Here is a 20,654-nt window from a genome sequence, read left to right as displayed (position 1 = left end):
AGGAACTATAACATGCTCGTTTCACTGAATTGGTTAAAAGAATTTGTTGATATAAAAATACCCCCTTATGATTTTGGCGAGGCTCTGACCATGTCGGGTACAAAAGTCGAAACATTAACGGTTGTTGCTGAAAATGTAATTAATATTTTTACTGGAAAAATCACCAAAATTGAACCTCATCCCAATGCCGATAAGCTAATTGTCTGTACGGTGGATATGGGAACTGACGAACGGGTGATTATTACGGCCGCTAAAAACGTCTTTGAAGGCGCGATCGTTCCGATTGCTGTTGATGGCGCTGTGATTGCCAATGGCACCAAAATCGGTACCAATGATTTTCGAGGACTGCTTTCACACGGGATGTTTTGCTCCATTGAAGAACTCGGTATGAACACCGATTTATTTTCCAAAGAAATCATGGAAGGGATTCTAATTCTCCCAGAAAATACCCCCCTGGGAATGGACGCCAGGGAACTGCTGTGGCTGGATGATGTGATCATTGATGTCGAATTGACGGCTAACCGCTCGGACTGCCAGTCCATCATCGGCATCGCCCGGGAGGCGTCAGCAACCCTGGATCTGCCGATGGCCGGTTTTACTACTTACTCTGCTATCGAAAGCTCAAATCAAATTGCTAATTATTTGTCGGTAAAGATTGAAGATCTGGCTTGTCCTCGTTATGTAGCCAAGATGCTAAAGGTAAAAAAAATTGAAGCATCACCGCTGTGGATGCAGATTAAGCTTCTAAACAGCGGAGTTCGTCCAATTAACAATATTGTTGACGTCACCAATTACGTAATGCTCGAACTGGGCCAACCACTTCATGCCTTTGATTATCATAGTCTCCAGTCCAAGGAAATTGTGATTAAAACTACGACTGATAAAAAAATGATTACTCTTGATGATCAAGAGCGGGCCATTGATAAAACCATGTTGATGATCACAAACGGTAAGGAACCGGTGGCGATTGCCGGTGTAATGGGCGGAGAAAATTCAGAAATAACTGAAAAAACCAGCCTTATTGTTCTGGAGTCTGCCAACTTTAACAAAAGCAGTGTGCGTTTAACAGCCAAGCAACTGGGTCTTAGAACCGAGGCATCGTCACGTTTTGAAAAAGGCGTTGATCCTGAATTAGCAGGTATTGCCGCCCTGCGAGCAACTCATTTACTCTTAGAAATCGGCGCTTGTGAAGTCATTGAAGGGCTGATTGATGTTTATCCGAGTGTTGTATCCTTAAAAAAAGTCATCCTGGATGTTAATTGGTTCAATGCCTTTGTCGGTATTTCGCTCTCAAAGGATGAAATTTCAAAAATACTGGCCCGTTTATTCTTTAAGGTCGAATCAATCGACGATCATATTCTGGCAGTTGAGGTTCCTAGTTATCGGATGGATATTGAACTTAAAGAAGATCTGGCTGAAGAAGTGGTCCGGATTTTTGGCTATGATATGATCCCCGGTACCATTATGGGAGGCGAAACCATGGTAGGGGGTAAAACACCAGTTCAAAAATTTGAAGACGCCCTTAAAAACATCCTGGTCGGTCAGGGGTATTATGAAACACTAACATCCTCTTTCACCAGTGAAAAACGCCTTCAAGGGCTGAATTCACAGCTCGAAGACAACCTCATCCCGCTGATTAATCCATTGGGAGAAGAAAACAGTATTATGCGCCATACCCTCATCGGACATCAATTGGAAGTGATTTCACTAAACTATAATCGAAAAAATCCGTTTGGTCGTTTTTTTGAATTGGCAAATACCTATCGCAAAAATTTTAATCCCGGGGAGTTGCCCATAGAAGAACAGAAACTAGTAATGAGTAGCTATGGTAATGAGGATTATTTTGACTTAAAAGGAGTTGTCGAGCTATTACTTAAGCAGTGCGGAATCAAATATCCGGAATTTATTGCCGGCGGATCAGATTTCTTCCATCCCGGACGAAAAGCTGAAGTTTTCGTAGATGGCGTAAAATTAGGAGAAATCGGTGAGATTCATCCTGTTGTCGTCAAGAATTATGAACTGCCAAAGCGGTGTTATGTATGCCAGTTGTCTTTTGAGGCACTTTACAATTGTTCTTCGCTGGTTAATAAATTTATCGATTTACCAAAATTTCCGGCATCAAACAGGGACTTGGCTATTTTATTGAAATCAGATATTCCGGCTACTGCAGTTGAAACAATTATCCGCAAAAATAGTGGTGATATTTTCGAAAGTATCGAATTGTTTGATGTCTATACGGGGGCTCAAATACCAGATGGTTATAAGAGTTTGGCCTATGCGTTAAACTTCAGACATCGCGAACGGACGCTAAACGACAATGATATCAATCCGGTGATCGATCAAATCATTTGCGAACTCAAACGATCATTTGACGCTCAGCTTCGCGAATAATTAATGCAATTACGGGTATGAATCATATATATGAGATTATTATTGGCCTTTTACAATTAAAAGGGGTCGGACGCCAGAAAATTAAGCTGCTGCTAGAAATTATTACCTCGCCCCAGGTTCTTTCATTCCGAGAGGTGGTGGAAATCGGTCAAACTTTTCATATTATTACAAGTCAAATCGGACGAGTTGAGATTGAGCAAGCCATTGCGGATGCCAAACGGCTCGTCGATGAATGCGAAGAGCTGGGGATTCAATGCAAATCCTATTTAGATGATGGTTTTCCAGTGTGTCTTGATTTTAATGATCATCCGATCTTACTGTATTATATCGGAGATCTTGAAATCTTAAATCAACCCAAACGGGCCGCGGTTATCGGTAGTCGCACGCCGTCTCAACTGGGAGCGGATTTTGCTTTTCAGGCCGGTAAGATTCTTGCCGAAAATAATTTTGTCGTGATTAGTGGCCTGGCCGCCGGATCAGATTGTTATGGACATCGTGGTTGTCTGGCCGCCGGGGGAAAGACAGTGGCATTTTTGCCTTCAGGTTTGGTTCGGCTTTATCCGGGTTCGAATAAAGAATTAGCAGAAAGGATTTGTGATCATGGCGGTTGCCTGATCTCAGAATACAATCACCATGAAACGGTTCAGCCTTATAAATTTGTCGAACGAGATCGCCTGCAAAGTGGCACCAGTCAGTTTGTGATTGTCTCTAACTTTTCGCCGGGTAGCGGAACCATCCATACGCTGAGTTACGCTAACAAATACAAGAAGCCGATTTACTCCATCCCGGTTGTTTATGATCAATCAAGAGATGGATTTGAATACATCACTCAGAAGCACATCAACTTTCAGATCATCGAAAACACAAAACTGATGCAAGTGATCGAAAATTATTAATTGATAAATCATTTGTGTTTTTTAAGTTTATTACATATAATAGAGTGGAACACAATTTACCACTTAGAAATTTATTTCGCAGGAGGAAAAAATGCCTGAACAAACAATAATGGAATTACGCATATTAGATACTGAATTTAATTTAAAGGCAAAGGGAAACGAAGAGCATATCAAACTTGTTTCTGATTATGTCAATGCCGAGTTGGAACGCGTCAAGGCGGCTAATCCTTTTACTAATCACATTCGGATTGCAATTCTAGGCTGTATGAACATAACTGAGCGACTTTTTATTGCCGAAGAAGAAGTTCGTACCAGTGAAGAAGTAAAAGCGAAGGAAATTGGCGAGATTAAACTAGTCCGAGATGAACTTGAGAAAACGAATGACTTATTAGATGCAGAAAAAGGAAAATATGAGACTCTGGCGGAAGAAAAAGAGTTGCTACAAAAAGAATTAGACGAAAAAAATGATTTACTGGCTCAATACCGTGAGCATTTGCGACAAAGTAAAATTGAAAGCGAAACCAGTCGTAAAACGATTTTAGACTTACAGAATCAACTATTTGAAAGCCAGATTGAATTAGTAAAAGCAAACAAAAATCATATTGAAAAAGACGTTTTTAAAAATATTGAAGACAAAATGAAATTAGAATAAGATTATCAATTAAAAAAAAGATGTGAAAACATCTTTTTTTTGTTTAGAATTTACGCATTAATCCGGTAACCTTACCTAAAATTTTGATATCTTCTTCATTGCAGATAATGGGGTCCATAGTCTTATTTTCGGGTTGGAGCCTGATTTTATTGGTGTCTTCATAAAAGATACGTTTTACCGTAGCTTCATTATCTTCAAGCAGAAGGACCACAACAATTTCACTATTACTTGCCGTTTCCTGTTTTCTGACGATAATTTTATCACCATCAAGGATGCCGGCATCAATCATGCTGGTCCCCTTAACTTCAAGAATAAACGCGCTATCTGTTCCTGCAAAATCTAGGGGCAACGGAAAAACATCGGTGATATTCTCAATCGCGAGAATTGGCGCTCCGGCTGTTACACAACCTAAAATTGGCAGTGAAACAACTGTTTTTTCATCGAAGTAACTTGATATTGTTTCGTTAGGATCGTGACGAAGAACTTCGATGGCTCGGGTTTTCGTTGCATCCCGTTTAATATAACCCAGTTCCTCCAGCTTTTTTAAGTAGGTGTGAGCAGTGGAGGTCGATTTTAGATTAACAGCGGCACATATTTCCCGTACAGATGGGGGATAACGCTTATCTCGCATTTGAGCTTCAATGAATTTTAATATTGCAAACTGTTTGCTGTTTAAATCCTCGTACATTAGCATTCCTCCAAATTTTTATAATTTATTATAACATATCCTACGAATAAAAACAAACGTAAGTTCTTTCTATGAAATCATTTTACTTAGTCATCGCTTTCAAATTGAGATAAGGGATTTTGATTGAGAGTATCGCGAAGGGTTTCTTCGTTGATATGGGTATAGATCTGCGTTGTTGAAACATTTTGATGTCCCAGAATTTCCTGAACCGAGCGCAGATCCGCATTGCCATAGCGAAACATCAGGGTTGCCGCTGTATGTCTGAGCTTATGGACACTGATTTCGTCCGTATTGAGTCCACAACTGGCCAGATGTTTCTTTACCAGATGTTGAACTGCCCGATTACTGATAGGAGTATTCTGCTGACTGAGAAACAAATGGGGGGAGCCTGATTCCTGGCGGACTAAAAGATATCGATTGATCGCTTTCAAACAGGCATGGTTTAAGAAGACGGTACGTTCTTTATTACCTTTTCCAATGATCCGCAGGGCGTCATTTTTGATGTCCGTTATTTTTATTTGAGTGAGTTCGGAAAGACGCATTCCACAATTAAGAAATAACGTAACAATGGCAAAATCCCGTTCTTTATGACGACCGGTTATCCCTTTTAATAGATCCACGGCTTCATCCCATTCCAGATAACGGGCATGGCGAGCTGGTAGCTTGGGCATTTCGAGTTCTGTCACGGGGTTGGGAAGAAAATATTTTTGTTTATTACACAGATAATTAAAAAACGAGCGGAGTGAGGATACCTTTCGGCTACGGGCGGCGTCGGAATTATGCCGCTCCTTACTTGAATAGGAAAGAAACGCATAAAGAATACCCAGGTTGACTGCTTTTAAATCATCAAGCGTGACATCATCGATGGGAATCTCATCAAAGTCTAGGGATTGGGGAACCATCGCAAAATAACGCTTAATAAACCGAAAAAAGATGATCAGATCATAACGGTAAGCCTGAGCTGATTTTTCAGAATAACCTTTAATGGTCAAAACATAATTCAGAAATTCATCAATCAATGCGTTTTTTAAAATTATTCGATCAGTTTTATTTGTTGGGGGTGTCATGACAAGTACTCCTAAATTTATTTGGTATTTATGTAGTGCGTAAAGACAAGATCAGAACAGTTCATGATGGTAACCAGGCGGCTAAAATAGATTGATCTTAGTTTATCACATTTTATTCGTTTTGTCACGAAACTTACATTTCGCGACAAAACATTTTAGTCTCTTTAGCTGGTCTGACCATAATTACAGATTCAAAAAGAACGAAAATTCTGCATAAGCTGCTGCAAAATTCCCGCTCTTCAGATTAATAACTGTTTTTAATCTTATTCCGTTCGTTCCCGAACAAAAAATCGAATCGGTGTTCCAAAGAAATCAAAGGTTTCCCGAATCTTGTTTTCAAGGTAACGCTGATATGAAAAATGGACTAAGGTCATATCATTGACAAACACCACAAATGTCGGCGGATTAATGGCGACCTGAGATGCATAGTATAATTTTAGTCGACGACCATGTTTTGATGGCGGCTGCTTCATCATGACAAATTCGGCAAGTGCTTCATTGACCTTACCAGTAGTGATCCGTTTAGCGCTTTGCGCTTTTACATATTCGATGGTTTCAAATATTTTGCCCAGTCGTTGTCCGGTTTTGGCCGAGATAAAAATGATTGGCGCATAATCCATAAATGAAAGTGCGTCCCGAATATCCCCTTCCATCTTTTTCATGGTTTTATTGTCTTTTTCGACGGCGTCCCATTTATTGACAATAATAATCGATGGCTTGGACCGATTATGGGCAATCCCGGCAATTTTTGCATCCTGCTCGGTAACACCCTGAGATCCGTCTATCAGAACCAGTACAACCTGACTCCGTTCGACGGCAGCAATAGCTCTAACGATACTGTAACGTTCGATGTCTTCGTAGATTTTTTTCTTTCGACGTAATCCGGCGGTATCAATTAAAACATAGTCTTCCCCGTCGTATCTGACGCCAGTATCTACGGCATCCCTCGTTGTCCCTGGAATATCGCTGACAATCAGCCGCTCTTCGCCCAGCACCTTGTTAATTAGGGTCGATTTTCCGACATTCGGTTTACCGATGACAGCGACTCGCAGCCTTTCATCTTCCGTTTCTTCTTCGTCATAGTAACGCTTAACATGGTTAATGATCTCGTCCAGAAAATCGCCTAGACCCAAACCTTGTTCGGCCGAGATCGCCATTGGCTCTCCGATTCCCAGGTTATAGAATTCAAAGGCGTTGTTTTCCAGACCCTGGCTATCAACCTTGTTTACAGCTAATAAAACATCTTTGTCATGTTTCCTAATCATATTGGCAACTTCCAAATCTGAGGCGGTCATTCCTTCTCGACCGTCTACCATCAGGACAATCAGATCGGCCATATCAATGGCGATTTCCGCCTGGACCCGCATTTGCAATAGAATATCATCTTTGGTGTGGGGTTCGATCCCGCCGGTGTCAATCAGGGTAAAATGGTGGTTTTGCCATTCGGCGTCGGCGATGATCCGATCTCTTGTTACACCAGGAGTATCTTCGACGATGGCAATTCGTTCTCCAACTAATTTATTAAACAGGGTTGACTTTCCCACATTCGGGCGGCCAACCACTGCAACGATAGGCTTTGGCATTTTTTTCCTCACTTCATTTCTAATAATAATTTTATATTTGCATTTTTTATTTGTCTAATAATGCCTGCAGCAAGTCTTCACCCTGAACCGGAATGCTGTGGATGGTCACATTAAGGGCTTCGCCTAGCGTTTCCAGGGTCCAGTCGTCTAATAAGGTAGAAGTACCGCTGCGCAGGGCATTTTCTGGCAGCAGGAGTAAATCACAGGGATTTTTATCAAGCCGGGGTTTCATTTGGGTCAGTATGTCCGAACCGGTGAGCAGCCCGGATACGGTAATCGCCTCGCCAAAAAAGTGGTTGATGATCGGGAAAACGGTCAGATCGAGAGACGGAAGCTCCGTTTTAATCGCATCAACCAGACTACCAAGATAATCATAAGCAGCAGTTCCGGTCAGAATCCCAATTTTTATCGCGGTGATTTTAAGTGGTGAGTCAGTTTTTCTAACATTTATCGTCTGTAATGCTTCTTTAACGGAGGCTTTAAAATCGGCCATCATTCCTACCCCGTTTTCAATTTGGGGAAATCCGCTATAGTAAGTGCTTTCGGGAATGGGGCTCTGCGCCAGTAAAAAAAACTCGTCGCTGGGATAGACAAATCCATTATCGTATTTTTTTTCCATTTCATCATGAACGGAGTTAATAATATCCAGGGTTTTCAGTGCATCATCCTGACTAAAAAGACGCAGTTTTTCTAAGCCTTGGCGATGGTTTGAAAGGCCCACCGGAACCACTGAAACAGATTGAAGAACGGGATAAAGCACTTTTAAATCATGCAACGTCTTTTCTAATTCGATACCATCATTAAAATCCGGTACCAGTACGATTTGTCCGTTCATCGCGATGCCATTATCATAAAAGGTCGTTAGATAGGACATCACATCTCCGGCGAAACGGTTTTTAAGCATCTTGATCCTTAAATTGGGATTGGTGGTATGAATGGATAGATTCATAGGCATTATGCGGTAGCAAATAATCCGATTCAGTTCATCGGGAGTAAGATTCGTCATGGTAATATAATTGCCAGTTAAAAATGACAAACGCTCATCGTCATCTTTTACATAAAGGCTATCTCTCATGCCAATCGGCAACTGATCGATAAAACAGAAGATACAATTATTCTTGCATGTTTTTGTTCCAATCATCTCTTCTGGAAACGTAACACCTAAATCTTCTTCGTATTCTTTCTCAATATCCAGTTCCCAGATTTCACCATCCGGTTTTTTTATTTCAACAACTAAGGTGTCGTCGGCAATCAGATAGCGGTAATCGAGGATATCAGTTACCGCCATTCCATTGATCGACAGGAGGATGTCCCCCGCCTCAACTTCCATTTCATCAAGAATGCTATTATTTTCGACGCCGTTTATTATAAATTTTTTCAACACATCTCTCTGTTTCTTTACAATTTAAAAACTGCCTAGCAAAACCAGCTGGCAGTTCTCCTTGTCTATTATATAATATTTTCAGAGAAAAAAAAACCTATTTAAGAATTTTTCCCAATTAAAGCGGTCTTTTAATGATTTATCTAAGTAAACAGTGGAAAGTTTCTTATTTTCCGATGGGACAGGCAACGACACATAGGCCGCAGACAACGCCCCTGCCGATATGGTGAAATGCTTCTTTCATATGCTGGCTGCAGCTATAGGCATCATAAAGCTCATTTCGCGGCATTCCAGGTTCCCAGATCCGCCCTTCTATGGCCATTGCCGGGCAGGCTTTGACACAGGCCCGGCAGGAACCGCAAGCACTTTCGGTAACCGGCTCACCCACAATTAGAGGTGCATTGGTTAAAATTGTACCCATGCGCACGCGGGGTCCGTAGCGCTGATGAATAAATAAGGCACTGCGCCCAATCCACCCTAAACCAGATAAAACCGCTGCTGTTTTGTGCTGAAATGCTCCGGTAAATTGATCTTTTGGATCTGAGACTGACTGCGATGTGGCAATAGCTACACCGGGGTAGCCGTCGGCTTCCAGTTCTAATAGAATTCGTAGGCAGATGTCATCGATGAGACGGTTAACACTCCGATAGTGATTGAAATAAGTTTGAGTGGGTTCATCTTCGATCTGGTTTAAAATACCATTTGATAGCTTTATTATAACGGAAATGCCGCGTTTAAAACCCATTCGTTTTTTAACAGGCAACATTGATAAATCTGAGAATCCGATTTCAGTGGCACCCATTGCCTGAACCAGACGGATAATTCTCTGGTTATAAGGTTTTTGTTGTGAGGAGAGATTGTTACACTTGTTTTTTTTCATTTTTTCCTCTTTTTTACATAGAAATTGGGAAATTATATCATTGTTATGTTACAATATCATTAGAAAAATAAAGGTGGTGATATGGATGATCTTTAATTCTGAGCAGCAGGCTGAGGATAAACTAATCATACTCTATGTCTTGAAAAAAATCAAAACTTCGTTAACCCGTGAACAGGTCGCTCTGATAATAATTGAAAACTTACAGATTGGCTATTTTGATATTCAGTTATATATTGATGATCTGATCAAAGATGAATTTCTTTCTGTGTTAGATTATGACGAAAAATCAGTGCTTACCTTATCTGCAATGGGCAAGGAAACATTGAAGGTTTTTCATGAAAAAATCCCCATTTATATTACTGAAATGATCGACCGTTATCTTGAAGAAAACAGAGAGAAAATTTTTAAAGAAGTTAAAGTAACCGCTAACTATCAGAAATTAGGTGAAACTGATTATCTCATCGAGTTGAAATTGCAAGAAAACAACATGGTTTTAATGGAAATTTCATTGAATGCGCCGACCTTAAAGCTGGCTCTGGATGTCTGCGATCGCTGGAAAAAAAATACCCAGGATCTTTATTCATCAGTATTGAATCTCTTAACCTGATAGTGCTAAAGTCTAGCTCATTAAAAGGTTCGCCACAGGGGGGTATTCCCCCATGGGCAACCTTTTTTTTATTTGTTGTGTGTTCCAATGACATCACGTTTGATCCGATCTTCAACACGACGATTTAGCCACATAATAGCCGTTTCAATATGGACTAACGCCATCGCATTTTCAGTACATTCAAACTCACCTTCCTGGAACAACTTTAAACGATCCCTGACAATCTCAAGTAAATCAGAATCAATCACTCCGACTTCAGATCCGGGTTCTTGTCGAGCCCCTTTTTGAAACTTAATTCTAGCAAGCTCAACCGGGTCCTCGTCATCCTTTGTTCGAATTACATATTCACGACAGGCATTTCCGACTCCTTTTTCAGCAACTCGATAAACCTCATTTAAATTGCCTTTGTACTGAACTGTTGTTAGTTTTTCACCCATGTTACCGCCCTCTTTTCACCCTAATTTAGGTTCTTATTTGAATACACTCGTTTATACCCAAAACCAAGTTGTTAATGCATTTTCATTTCCTAATATATTCAAAATAATTTAAGCTCAATTATAAGGCAACATGAATCTAAAAATAGCATGCTCATAAACTGATTTTGTGACTCATTAAGTGAGATGAAATTTCACTTAGTTCTTTTCAACATTGACGTTTCTAATTATACGTGAAATTTGAAAACGCTTGACAAAAGCTCTTCTTCATAATATTATTGTTAAAAGGCATTTTACTAAAAGATGCCTGATGTAGCAACGGAGCTTCTAATATACTATATCACAATGCGTATATTTTATGGAAGTTCTTTTTTTGGCTTATCGACATTAGATTTGGAGGAAGTATAATTGATTAAACTTCAAGATGTAAATAAATTTTTTGGTGCAAATCATGTCCTGAAAGATATTAACCTAACCGTGGCGGAAGGCGAAAAACTGGTTATTATTGGTCCATCAGGTTCAGGTAAGAGTACTACCGTACGTTGTATGAATTTTTTAGAAGCGCCCACTTCTGGGCATGTTTTTATTGATGGTGAAGAGCTCACTCAAAAAAACAAAATTCAACTTGTTCGCCGGACATCAGCCATGGTATTTCAAAGTTTTAATTTGTACCCGCATAAAACGGTGTCAGAAAATCTGACACTGGCACCGATAAAATTGCAACATGTTCCAAAAGAAGAAGCTATTGAAAAAGCACGAAAATACTTAGCCATCGTTGGTCTGAGCGAAAAAGAAAATGCGTATCCATCAACTTTATCTGGTGGACAACAACAACGTGTAGCGATTGCCAGAGCTCTCGCAACTGAACGAAAGATTCTCCTTTTTGATGAACCGACTTCCGCGCTTGACCCTGAAACTGTTCAGGAAGTGCTTGATGTCATGATCAAACTATCAAAAGAAAATATTACGATGGTGGTTGTAACTCATGAAATGGGTTTTGCTCGTGTTGTTGCCGATCGTGTCATCTTTATGGATGACGGCCGAATTGTGGAAGAAGGAAAACCGGAACATTTCTTTGAAAATCCTTCGGAGGAGCGAACGAAACTTTTTCTCAGTAAGATCTTGCGTTAATTTCTAATATCAGAACGATATTAGGTATTATAATTTTTATTAATTAGGAGGAAAATGATTATGAAAAAGGTACTCTCTGCTCTGTTTATTTTATGCCTGGTGTTTACCTTGGCAGCTTGTTCATCTTCGACTGAAAAAAAGGATACTGCTACCACTGATGGCAGTCTCGATGCAGTTGTTAAAGCAGGTGTTTTAAGAGTCGGTGTTAAAGAAGACGTTCCCAACTTCGGTCTTCGCAATACCGCTACCGGTGAAATCGAGGGTTTTGAAATTGATATTGTCAAACTTCTGGCAAAAGAAATTCTTGGCGATGAAAATGCTTATGAATTAACTCCAGTAACCGCTAAAACCCGGGGGCCATTGCTTGACAATGGTGAAGTTGATCTCGTTATTGCGACATTTACGATAACTGATGAACGAAAATCGACTTATAACTTCTCTACTCCTTACTACGAAGATGCGGTTGGCCTGTTAGTCAAAAAAGATGCTGGTTACAAAGGTCTTGCGGACATGAATGGTGCAGCAATCGGTGTTGCTCAAAGCGCAACATCAAAAGAAGCCGTTCAAAAAGTAGCGGACGAACTCGGTATTACTGTATCTTTCTCTGAATATGCGACCTATCCAGAAATCAAGGCGGCATTAGACTCCGGACGTGTCAATGCTTTCTGTGTTGATGGATCAATCCTTGGTGGATACGTTGATGACTCAACCATGATTTTACCAGATCGATTCGCACCTCAACAATATGGTGTTACATCAAAACTTGACAGCCTAGCTCTGACAGAAGCTGTTGACGGATACATCAATGGCTGGCTTGAAGATGGTACCATTGAAGGCCTAATCACAAAATGGGGACTTAACTATTAATGAAAAGTTCTAATCCTTTTGCCTTATGGCGTTGGGAGAAGATGTTTGGAGAATGGCAAATGTTTGGCGAAGGGTTTCTGCGAACAATTGAGGTCGCAGCCCTCGCCTTAGTCCTTGCTCTTGTTCTGGGTGTTATTTTTGGCGTTATCTCAACTTCAAACAATAAAATAATGCGGGGACTAGCAAGGATTTATGTTGAGTTCTTTCAAAATACTCCTCTGGTTATACAGGTTTTCTTTATGTACAATGGTCTGGCAATTGCCGGACTACGGCTAAGTGTGTTTGTAATTGGTGTTTTAGGGGTGGGTATTTATCATGGTGCTTATGTTTCTGAGGTTGTTAAAACCGGAATTACCTCAATCTCAGTAGGACAAGTTGAAGCTGCAAAGTCTCAGGGGTTTACTTATATCCAATATATGCGTTTTATTATTCTACCTCAGACCATCAAAATCGTCCTCCCTCCGCTCACAAATCAGGCTGTCAATCTGATTAAAAACACGTCAGTACTGGCGATGATATCAGGTTTTGATCTCATGTATATGGCTGATTCCTGGGCATCATCCAGTCTTGACTATGGTCCATCCTATGTATTTGCCGGTTTCTTATATTTTATGCTCTGTTTCCCATTGGCAACTTGGGCAAGAAAATACGAAGAACGCCTCAAAAACAAGGATACTACACATATTCCTTTTGATCCAAGTGAGGAGGCGGTAACATGCTAGAAGTTTTTTCAAATGTATTTACGCCTTCAAACGTCGAGTTTTTAGCGAAGGGAATGGTGTTAACATTAACGCTTTCTGTATCAGTTGTTATTATCTCGATTCTTTTCGGCACCATATTGGCGTTGCTCCGAACCTATGAAAAACGATTTTTGGGTAAGTTAGCCGGAGTCTATATTGAAATGTTTCGAAATACACCGCTACTCCTCTGGATTCTGGTGTGCTGTTTTATGATTCCATATGGTACCATTGTCATTCGTGGCGGGTTGGCATTGACATTATATACTTCAGCAGTCATTGCTGAAATCGTCCGTGGTGGTTTAAATTCAGTCGCCGAAGGGCAATTTGAAGCGGCCAAGTCCCAGGGCTTTACGCTAATTCAAACATTGATATTTATTGTTCTCCCTCAATGTTTTAAAAGTATTATTCCCTCTCTGTTATCGCAAGTTATTACGACTGTCAAAGATACGTCATTTTTACAGGTCGTCGCGATTCCTGAATATACCCGTAGTGGTTTTGTTGTTATGGGACGATATACCACAACACCGGAGGTCTTTATGATCTTTTCGGTACTAGCAGTTGGTTATTTTGTGATTTGTTTCAGCCTTTCTTGTGTCGTCCGCGGCTATCAAAAAAGAACTGAAATCGTTCGGTAATGTCGTAATGAACCAAAACTATATAAGTCCTATTTTTGTAAACACTGATAAAGTCATGGATTTTCTTTGAATCCATGACTTTGCTTTGGGGCTAAGGATCGCATTATTTCTGTATTGTTGCACCCATTTTTTCACCGTAAGGCATTTCGAAGGCCTCCTCCTGTGGAATTTGTAGATAGTGATAAGCTAACTGGGCGGTTGCACCAATCAATTTCATACAATGCACCCGTCTGTCTTTTCCATGCCAATCATCAAAAGGCTCACAGATATTACGACAGGTTGTACATCCGTTAGCTTCTTTAAACTCCCGGACAAGATTGTTATAACGACGGTAATATTTTTTGCCGACTTCGGCGCCTCGAACATCGGAATCGATACTCCAGGGATCTTTTCTGCCATGGACGGCACTGTTTGCCATCACTGCCGCCGACAAAGCACCGCAGGTTTCACCGCAAAGCCCAATTCCCCCGCCAAAGCCGGTACACATAGCGACGGTTTCTTTAGGAACATCCAGAACACCGGCGCGGATCAAAGCATCGTAGACGCTTTCGGCGCAATTCAAGCCATTTTTGAAATTTTCGATCGCATAATCGTTAACTAATTGATTTTTTTCATTATTCATTTTATCTCTCTTTTCTAAATTTATTTTTTCCCATCATCGAGTTCAGCCAGTTTCGGCAAGAATTAAATTGAGATTAACAAGTGTCGCTGCAGTGATCCCTAACGGCTGCATCTTAGTTTAACAGTAATTAATATAGAAGTCTAAGGATTCGTCTATGTTTTTATAGTTAGAGTTACTCATGGTAGGTTCGTAATGTTCTCCTTTATTGGATGATCATATCCATTGGAAGGATAGCGTATCATCATGTTATTAGCGGCAATTCGCTCTTTTGAAAAATATTCAACGTAATAGGAAATGATGGGGATCTTCATCAGTTCAAGCCACCCATTATAAACACCATCGATAAAGGCCTGGCGCCACGCTGAGCGGTGTTCAATCAGGAGACAGTCATGAAGCTGCTCTTTTTCAATCACCAGTGAGAAGGCTCCGTTTTCGAGATGGGGTTCAAAGGGGTAGGTCCGGCATTGGATAGGTCGATAGTCTCGCAGACAACCGTGGGTCAGATGGCAATAGATATAATACAATTTTTTAATTTTAGGGGGCATCGTGTAGTGCTTCTGACTGTGCAGATCGTAATTGGTCACGACCTCACATTGCATATATTCATATTCAAGGGGTAATAAATACATGCCCAGGCGCTTACCGTTGTCATCAATTCGGCGGCAACAATGATAACCACAACATTCCCCACAATTCCCCGCGATGATCGTTTCATCCATCAAATCATAGGCTTTTTCAAAAATGGCCTGATAATCCCTTCGCATTGGTTTTTTATTCTTATCTGTCACGGGTACTCCAATCGTTTAATTCCATAAATTTTTCTTGTCTGCTACCAGTTTATTATATTTGGTTATCTAATGGGTTTTTAGGCATTGCCCTGTTTTTTATTATACGCTTTTTCCGTACCACTGACTAGAGCAAATTTCACTTTCCAGGCAATGCTGCTTCTTTTAATTCACTTAATCCATCAGTGCCCACCTGCCACCCCAACCGCCCTCATTTGATGATGAAGCATACCCCTGGTTAAATGTGGCATCAGTTGAGACGAGTTAAAAAAATTACCCCAGTCACAGGCATCGACTAGATAATCACCATAGTCTCCCCGTTCAACTTATATTTGAGATAGCAGATAATAAAAAAAACCGGAACACCTCTGAATGTTCAGAGTGTTCCGGGTTTTGCGTGAGTGTAGATAAGACTGATATGATAATCAGATAGTGAGTTATTTATTTTTTAAAATATTCTAACCGTTCCAGGACTTTTGCCATGGTTTCCAGGAATTTTTTCTGTTTGTCCCGTTCACTTTCGACTACCTTTTCCGGCGCTTTATCGGTGAAACCTTTGTTTCCCAGCTTCTGGGTGACCCGGTCAATTTCCTGCTGGAGTTTCTTTTTTTCAGTTTCCAGCCGGGTGATTTCTTTTTCTTTATCGACCAACTCGTCAAGGTTAATATAAATTTCCAGATCTTCCACCACGGCAGAAACATAGTTATCTTTTATATCGGCTTTGGTAATCGGCAGAATCGTTGAAACCGAAGCCAGCTTCTGGAAATAATGGAGGGAGTCGGCCATCAAGGTCAGGTGTTTCGGATTATTGGAAATCAGGAATAACTGGGTCTTTTTGGAATTAGGTACATCCATTTCAGCTCGGATGTTGCGGATGCTGCGAATCGCAGCCATTAGAAACTCGACCTGTTTTTCATCTTCCGGGAAGACATAGGTTTCATTAAAATGAGGCCACTGGGCTACCATGATATCACCGGTGGTACCCGGCAGGTAGCCGTTGATTTCTTCGGTAATAAAGGGCGTAAAGGGGTGGAGTAACCGCAGGATCGTATCCAACACCACGCGCAGGGTGTACTGGGCCGAGATCTTGGTCTGCTCTTCCTCGCCGTATAACCGTGGCTTCACCAGCTCGATATACCAGTCACAGTATTCGTTCCAGGCGAAATCATAAATTTTTGAAGCAGCGATGCCCAGTTCATACTTGGTCATATTGTGGTTGACTTCGGCGACGATGGTGTTCATTCGGGACAGAATCCACTTGTCGGTGTTTTCCAGATTGGCCAAAGCCTGATCCTTTTTGTCCATAATGTCTTCATCCAGATTCATCAGTACAAAGCGGGCAGCGTTCCAGATCTTGTTTAAGAAATTACGGCTGGATTCCACCTTTTCATCCTGCCAGCGGATATCGTTGCCGGCGGAATTACCAGTGATGATGGTAAAACGCAGCGCATCAGCGCTGTAGGTTTCGATCAGTTCCAGCGGATCGATGCCGTTACCCAGGGACTTGCTCATTTTGCGGCCTTGCGAATCCCGCACCAGACCGTGGATATAGACATCTTTAAAGGGTGTTTCGCCCATTTCGAAGAGGCCCATAAAAATCATCCGGGCGACCCAGAAAAAGATAATATCATAACCGGTGACCAGCACCGTGGTCGGATAAAACTTTTTCAAATCCTCAGTGTTTTCCGGCCAGCCCAGGGTTGAGAACGGCCATAGACCGGAACTGAACCAGGTATCCAGGACATCTTCATCCTGACTGAGCTGGGTGCAACCACACTTGGGACAGCTTTCAGGGGCCTCTTTGGAAACCATCATCTCCCCACAATCGTCACAATAATAGGCGGGAATGCGATGTCCCCACCACAATTGTCGGGAAATACACCAATCTCGGATGTTTTCCAACCAATTATAATAGATTTTATTAAACCGCTCAGGAATGAAATCGGTCTCGTGGTTGCGTACCGCATCTAGGGCCGGACCCGCCAGCGGCTCCATTTTGACAAACCATTGCTCAGAAGTCATGGTTTCCACAGTTGTTGAGCAACGGTAACACTCGCCAACATTATGCTGATGTTCTTCTATTTTTTCTAGCAGGCCCAAATCTTTTAGATCTTCGACGACCGCCTTGCGACAGTCATAGCGATCCATTCCGGCATATTTTTCGGCCAGCTCATTCATTGTACCATCATCGTTAAGTACCCGAATTTGCTCCAGATGATGACGGAGTCCCACCTCATAATCGTTGGGGTCATGCGCCGGCGTCATTTTAACTACCCCGGTTCCAAAACTCATATCCACATAGTCATCAGCGACAATAATAATTTCTTTATTGAGTAATGGTAACCTTACGGTTTTACCGATCAAGTGTTGATAACGCTCATCTTCCGGATGAACAGCTACCCCACTGTCCCCCAACATCGTTTCAGGACGGGTAGTGGCAACCACCAAATAGCCATCACCATCGGTTAGCGGGTAACGGATGTGCCATAAATGGCCCTGTTGTTCAGCGTATTCAACCTCAGCTTCAGATAGTGCTGTTTTACAGGTAGTGCACCAGTTGATAATCCGGCTGCCCTTATAGATCAGTCCTTTTTCATAAAGACTGACAAAGGCTTCATTAACCGCCTGGCTACAGCCTTCATCCATAGTAAAACGTTCCCGGCTCCAGTCGCAAGATGCTCCTAGTTTCTTTAGCTGGTCGGTAATTCGAGTTTTGTAGGTCAACGCCCAGTCCCACGCTCGCTCCAAATAAGCTTCTCGACCAATTTCCTGTTTAGTTTTGCCTTCTTCTTGCCGGAGTTTATCCACGACTTTAACTTCAGTAGCAATACTGGCATGGTCTGTTCCTGGTAACCACAACGCTGAATAACCATCCATCCGTTTATATCGGGTTAAAACATCCTGGAGGGTGCCATCAAAGGCATGTCCCATATGGAGTTGTCCAGTTATGTTTGGAGGGGGCATCACAATGGTAAAGGGCTTGCCGTCAGGATTGACCTCTGGTTTGAAGTATCCCTTTTCCTGCCAACGGGTATAGGTTTGATCTTCGACTTCCTTCGGATTATAAGTTTTTGACATTTCTTTTTTCATTTTTGCTCCTGCTCTTCTTAATGGTCTTCTATTTCCTTGATTTTGTAGGAATCCTGTTGCGGCTCAGTGAGTGACTTTCGAGTAGTATAATCGGCGATCAGGTTTCTACAGAGTTCGATTGTTTTACTCATCGATCGTTTTTGCGCTTCCTCCGACATATTTTCTGACATTCGCTTAATAATATATTTATTTTCAAACAAAAAATCAACCATCGAGGTCAAATCTTTGATCTTATCAACTTTGATGGCCATTCCCCCATCAACAAGATAATCGGCGTTCTCTTCTTCCTGTCCAGGATAATAAAACGGAATAATCATGGGGATGTTTTTAACAATCGCTTCCGTTGTAGTAAGTCCCCCGGGCTTAGAAATGATAGCATCGGACTCATCCATCAACTCGGACACGTTGTTCACAAACCCGTGAATTTCAACGATTTTTTCATCATCTGTTTCCTGGGCATAAAGATTTTTAATATCTTTTTCAATCTTTTCATTATTTCCACAGACAACGATAATTCGGATTTTTTCTTTTACCTTCAGCAAGGATGAAAAGGCTTTCTCCATTTGTTTGCTGCCCAAACTGCCGGCCATGAGTAAGATCGTGCCTGCCACATTGGCGGTCTCCTTACGTTCAAGATGGTTGTTTTTTAAAAAGGTTTGCCGTATCGGGATACCATAGGGATAAATGATCTCTTCAGCAACACCTTTGTCAACCATCGTCTGTTTCGTATAATCGCTGCCAACAACATAAGCGTCAATCATTTTTTTCAGATAGAGAGTATGAATCTTGTAATCCGTAACGATGGACAACACCGGTACATCAAAAGCGTGATGTTCTTTTAGTGTACCTAATACATTGGTAACGAACGGATGAGTGGTAATGATTAAATCCGGTTTTCCAGAATTGATCAGTGGCACAATATCAGGGTTCATGACCTTTGTCAGAGCCTGAAAAATCCCCTGTTGGAAACGATTCATATTATTGAACTGATTGTACATTTGCTCATAGAGCTTGGGTACATTCACCACAATTTGCTGGTAGCCTTTGGTAATCAGACGATCCAGGGTGATATTCGTCTCTTTAAACGCATCATAAACCTCCGTTTGATAGCCAGCCTCGTCCAAGGATTCTTTTAACGACTGAGCGGCCAAATTATGACCAGCACCGGTCGACGCTGTAAAAATAAATACTTTCGACATGACAAACCTTATTCTTCGAATTCTTTAGTGAATTTATAATTTACCCGCATCAGTTTTCCACCCATTGCTTCTTCTTTTCTTTTTTCAACAAAATAAATTCCACCAAAAACCATTAACATTCCCGCAACTACGGCAGAAAATCCGACGAATATTTTCTTTAACATAAGAATCCTCCATATTTAAAATTGATTTGCGTTACTTTTTAATCACTTAAGAAAATGGTCCCTATCTCTTTGCCATCCAAAATATCATAAAGGGTTTTACAATCTTCACCAGAAGCGATGATCACATCGATACCGCAATCAGTGGCATATTTTGCTGCCCCAAGTTTGGTAATCATCCCTCCAGTGCCCAGACATGAGGTGCTACTTCCAGCGCTTTTCATAATTTGGCCATCGACATGATGAACTGTTCTGATTAGTTGGGCCTCTTTATTAAGTACCGGATTGTCATCGTAGAGGCCAGCCACATCGGACAAAATTATCAATAGGTCAGCATCCACCAGGTCAGCTGTCATTGCTGAAAGGATATCATTATCCCCAAAACATTCTTCCTGGATTTCGTCTGTAGCAATACAGTCATTCTCATTGACAATAGGGATGATTCCTCCTTCTATCAGGGCGTTGAAGGTATTCATAGCATTATTTCGCTTGATTGAGTGGCTGAAAACATCTTTTGTCAGTAAAATTTGTCCCACAGTCTGGTGATATTCATCAAATAATTTATGATAGACACGCATCAGTAAGCCTTGTCCCACCGAAGCGGCAGCCTGCTTTTCTTTGAGGGTTTTCGGTCGCTCTTTCAGCTTCATCCGGTTCATTCCGGCACCGATGGCGCCAGACGAGACGAGCACCATTTTCTTACCACTATTCTCAAGATCGGTCAAAACCCTAGCCAAGATTTCCAATTTTCGGAGATCCAGGGTTCCATTAGCGTGGGTTACTGAGGTTGTTCCCATTTTAACTACTATTGTTGTTGCATTTTTAATCTTTTCTCGCATCTAAAT

20 protein-coding genes are annotated in these 20,654 nt (G+C 41.3%); 8 read left to right on the top strand and 12 right to left on the bottom strand.

Annotated features, from left to right (window positions below; translation table 11 throughout):
* Positions 1–12: 12 nt before the first annotated feature.
* From pheT to zapA, 3 genes are all read left to right on the top strand, one after another.
* Complete coding sequence (gene pheT, locus ACIZ62_RS09510) at positions 13–2,391, top strand: phenylalanine--tRNA ligase subunit beta (protein WP_111886894.1); 2,379 nt, start codon at positions 13–15, stop codon at positions 2,389–2,391.
* Between the two features lie 17 nt (positions 2,392–2,408).
* A complete protein-coding gene (locus ACIZ62_RS09505; RefSeq protein ID WP_111886895.1) occupies positions 2,409–3,287 on the top strand; it encodes a DNA-processing protein DprA in 879 nt (292 codons plus the stop codon).
* 91 nt (positions 3,288–3,378) lie between these two features.
* A complete protein-coding gene (zapA, locus tag ACIZ62_RS09500; protein ID WP_414151823.1) occupies positions 3,379–3,939 on the top strand; it encodes a cell division protein ZapA in 561 nt (186 codons plus the stop codon).
* Between the two features lie 43 nt (positions 3,940–3,982).
* Here the strand turns inward: zapA and lexA are convergent, their stop codons facing one another.
* The 5 genes from lexA to ACIZ62_RS09475 form a co-directional block, all read right to left on the bottom strand.
* Positions 3,983–4,627 carry a transcriptional repressor LexA gene (gene lexA, locus ACIZ62_RS09495; RefSeq protein WP_111886896.1) on the bottom strand — a complete coding sequence of 215 codons (645 nt, stop codon included), beginning with the start codon at positions 4,625–4,627 and terminating at the stop codon, positions 3,983–3,985.
* Between the two features lie 86 nt (positions 4,628–4,713).
* On the bottom strand, positions 4,714–5,694 hold the full coding sequence (locus ACIZ62_RS09490) for a tyrosine recombinase XerC (protein ID WP_414151822.1): 981 nt from the start codon (positions 5,692–5,694) through the stop codon (positions 4,714–4,716).
* Between the two features lie 263 nt (positions 5,695–5,957).
* Positions 5,958–7,277 (bottom strand): ribosome biogenesis GTPase Der, encoded by a 1,320-nt coding sequence (der, locus tag ACIZ62_RS09485; protein ID WP_414151821.1) that lies wholly within the window; start codon positions 7,275–7,277, stop codon positions 5,958–5,960.
* Between the two features lie 46 nt (positions 7,278–7,323).
* Positions 7,324–8,661, bottom strand: coding sequence for a DUF512 domain-containing protein (locus tag ACIZ62_RS09480; RefSeq protein WP_414151820.1), 1,338 nt, complete (start codon positions 8,659–8,661; stop codon positions 7,324–7,326).
* Between the two features lie 163 nt (positions 8,662–8,824).
* Positions 8,825–9,538: a 4Fe-4S double cluster binding domain-containing protein gene (locus tag ACIZ62_RS09475; RefSeq protein WP_414151819.1), complete on the bottom strand. Its 714-nt coding sequence runs from the start codon at positions 9,536–9,538 to the stop codon at positions 8,825–8,827.
* An 85-nt stretch (positions 9,539–9,623) separates the two neighbouring features.
* On the opposite strand from ACIZ62_RS09475, the gene ACIZ62_RS09470 reads away from it, so the two are divergent.
* Positions 9,624–10,145: a DUF4364 family protein gene (locus ACIZ62_RS09470; RefSeq protein ID WP_111886900.1), complete on the top strand. Its 522-nt coding sequence runs from the start codon at positions 9,624–9,626 to the stop codon at positions 10,143–10,145.
* Positions 10,146–10,213: 68 nt separating this feature from the next.
* Here the strand turns inward: ACIZ62_RS09470 and ACIZ62_RS09465 are convergent, their stop codons facing one another.
* A complete protein-coding gene (locus ACIZ62_RS09465) occupies positions 10,214–10,582 on the bottom strand; it encodes an ABC transporter ATPase (protein WP_111886901.1) in 369 nt (122 codons plus the stop codon).
* 405 nt (positions 10,583–10,987) lie between these two features.
* On the opposite strand from ACIZ62_RS09465, the gene ACIZ62_RS09460 reads away from it, so the two are divergent.
* Genes ACIZ62_RS09460 through ACIZ62_RS09445 form a run of 4 tightly spaced genes read left to right on the top strand, consistent with a single transcriptional unit; the run spans position 10,988 to position 13,952 of the window.
* Positions 10,988–11,710: an amino acid ABC transporter ATP-binding protein gene (locus tag ACIZ62_RS09460; RefSeq protein ID WP_111886902.1), complete on the top strand. Its 723-nt coding sequence runs from the start codon at positions 10,988–10,990 to the stop codon at positions 11,708–11,710.
* 54 nt (positions 11,711–11,764) lie between these two features.
* On the top strand, positions 11,765–12,577 hold the full coding sequence (locus ACIZ62_RS09455) for a transporter substrate-binding domain-containing protein (protein ID WP_414151818.1): 813 nt from the start codon (positions 11,765–11,767) through the stop codon (positions 12,575–12,577).
* Positions 12,577–13,299, top strand: a complete 723-nt coding sequence (locus ACIZ62_RS09450) for an amino acid ABC transporter permease (RefSeq protein WP_414151817.1) — start codon at positions 12,577–12,579, stop codon at positions 13,297–13,299. Before ACIZ62_RS09455 ends, ACIZ62_RS09450 begins: the two co-directional genes overlap by 1 nt.
* Positions 13,293–13,952 (top strand): amino acid ABC transporter permease, encoded by a 660-nt coding sequence (locus ACIZ62_RS09445; RefSeq protein WP_111886905.1) that lies wholly within the window; start codon positions 13,293–13,295, stop codon positions 13,950–13,952. The genes ACIZ62_RS09450 and ACIZ62_RS09445 overlap by 7 nt, the downstream gene beginning before the upstream one ends.
* A gap of 103 nt (positions 13,953–14,055) precedes the next feature.
* On the opposite strand, the gene ACIZ62_RS09440 is transcribed toward ACIZ62_RS09445, so the two are convergent.
* The 6 genes from ACIZ62_RS09440 to proB form a co-directional block, all read right to left on the bottom strand.
* Positions 14,056–14,574: a C-GCAxxG-C-C family protein gene (locus ACIZ62_RS09440; protein WP_414151816.1), complete on the bottom strand. Its 519-nt coding sequence runs from the start codon at positions 14,572–14,574 to the stop codon at positions 14,056–14,058.
* A 176-nt stretch (positions 14,575–14,750) separates the two neighbouring features.
* Positions 14,751–15,362 (bottom strand): hypothetical protein, encoded by a 612-nt coding sequence (locus ACIZ62_RS09435; protein ID WP_414151815.1) that lies wholly within the window; start codon positions 15,360–15,362, stop codon positions 14,751–14,753.
* A 438-nt stretch (positions 15,363–15,800) separates the two neighbouring features.
* Positions 15,801–18,449, bottom strand: coding sequence for a valine--tRNA ligase (locus tag ACIZ62_RS09430; RefSeq protein ID WP_414151814.1), 2,649 nt, complete (start codon positions 18,447–18,449; stop codon positions 15,801–15,803).
* A gap of 17 nt (positions 18,450–18,466) precedes the next feature.
* The gene (locus tag ACIZ62_RS09425) at positions 18,467–19,648 is read right to left on the bottom strand and encodes an MGDG synthase family glycosyltransferase (RefSeq protein ID WP_414151813.1); all 1,182 of its coding nucleotides are present in this window, start codon (positions 19,646–19,648) and stop codon (positions 18,467–18,469) included.
* An 8-nt stretch (positions 19,649–19,656) separates the two neighbouring features.
* Positions 19,657–19,812 carry a stress-responsive transcriptional regulator PspC gene (locus tag ACIZ62_RS09420; protein WP_111886913.1) on the bottom strand — a complete coding sequence of 52 codons (156 nt, stop codon included), beginning with the start codon at positions 19,810–19,812 and terminating at the stop codon, positions 19,657–19,659.
* Positions 19,813–19,850: 38 nt separating this feature from the next.
* Positions 19,851–20,648, bottom strand: a complete 798-nt coding sequence (gene proB, locus ACIZ62_RS09415; protein WP_111886914.1) for a glutamate 5-kinase — start codon at positions 20,646–20,648, stop codon at positions 19,851–19,853.
* Positions 20,649–20,654: the final 6 nt, after the last annotated feature.

The sequence above is a fragment of the Acetobacterium carbinolicum genome, assembly GCF_047456275.1.
Lineage (GTDB): Bacteria > Bacillota > Clostridia > Eubacteriales > Eubacteriaceae > Acetobacterium > Acetobacterium carbinolicum.
Note: the sequence above shows the minus strand (reverse complement) of the source record. Positions and strands in the feature narration are given on the sequence as shown.